Raw genomic sequence first — 1088 nt, 5'->3', positions numbered from 1 at the left:
AAACCTGATTTTAAATATAAAGAATTAGGTAGTGCTATAGTTGTTAAAGATCGTAATCCTAAAGGTAAATTTAAAGTTATTCCATCTGCTAAAGGTATAATTACAATTTTTATTACTATATCTGCTTTATTATCGGGTGATTACGAATCGTTCGTGCATGGTGATAAACGTTCAATAGAAGCGCGTCATGCTTTTATCTCACATTTAGATGAAGAGGTTTATTATAACATCTCTATAGTAGCCAGAAAGGGTAAACATAATATTACTTTATTTTACAAAGATAAGGAACTATATTGTAATAAAGAAAAATTAACCACAGAATTTTTTGACTTCTACTGTTGAATAAGGAATAATGCTAGATTGTTTGTCGAATCTGAAGAAAAAAAATTTAAGAAAGTTGGGTTAAATAGAAGTGAATTTATAAAAATTATATTTGAGCCTATACAGCATATAAATCAAACTTCACAAAACAACAACATAAAAGTTTTAAATTCAAATTCAGATCTTACTAAACAAGAGCCTAAACCTAGCGGTAAATTGAGCCTTCACCACCATAGACCGACTTCTAATCCCCCACTGGGGGATAAGGATTTAGGTAGAACAAACTTGGAATCTTATTCTACATATAGCAGAAATTTAATTCCAGCTACGCCGGCTGAAGATAAGAAGCTCAATAACAATATATTTTTAAAGAGAGCTATTTATAACTTCATTAAAGCTTCAGCCAATAATAAAGTTTCTGGGGTGTATTTCCAGGACTCCACTGCTCTGATCACTTTTTTAAGGGAGTTTGAACCTGATTTTAAGATGAGTAGACAAAGTATTTATAATTATAGAAAGAGAAAAGTAGTTTTTAAAGGCTTTTTAATGAATCCCGATGTGTCTAGGTTCTTTACTTATGTTAAATGCAGATTTCCTGAATTTAACCCTTCTGCTTTTTTGGAGAAATGTTCAGGAACCTGCAACCCTAATCGGAATAAGACTGGCTATGCCGGGCTGCTGAAATCCGGCGACTACGTCGCCAAAAGCTTTAGTTGAGCTAGTAGATCCAGAGGTTTTTTACCCTTTCGGTCAAATATCCCTAGCTC

General features: G+C 32.9%; 2 protein-coding genes. Both read left to right on the top strand.

The genetic code is table 11. The features are described 5' to 3' along the window. The coding region (locus tag ACQR30_RS03980) for a hypothetical protein (protein ID WP_429731586.1) at positions 1 to 342 on the top strand (342 nt) is incomplete at its 5' end. A gap of 18 nt (positions 343 to 360) precedes the next feature. Next, positions 361 to 1038: a hypothetical protein gene (locus ACQR30_RS03975; protein ID WP_429731583.1), complete on the top strand. Its 678-nt coding sequence runs from the start codon at positions 361 to 363 to the stop codon at positions 1036 to 1038. Positions 1039 to 1088: the final 50 nt, after the last annotated feature.

The sequence above is a fragment of the Arachidicoccus sp. genome, assembly GCF_050436765.1.
Lineage (GTDB): Bacteria > Bacteroidota > Bacteroidia > Chitinophagales > Chitinophagaceae > Arachidicoccus.
The sequence above is the reverse complement of the archived record's forward strand: the minus strand, read 5'-3'. Positions and strand labels throughout refer to the sequence as shown.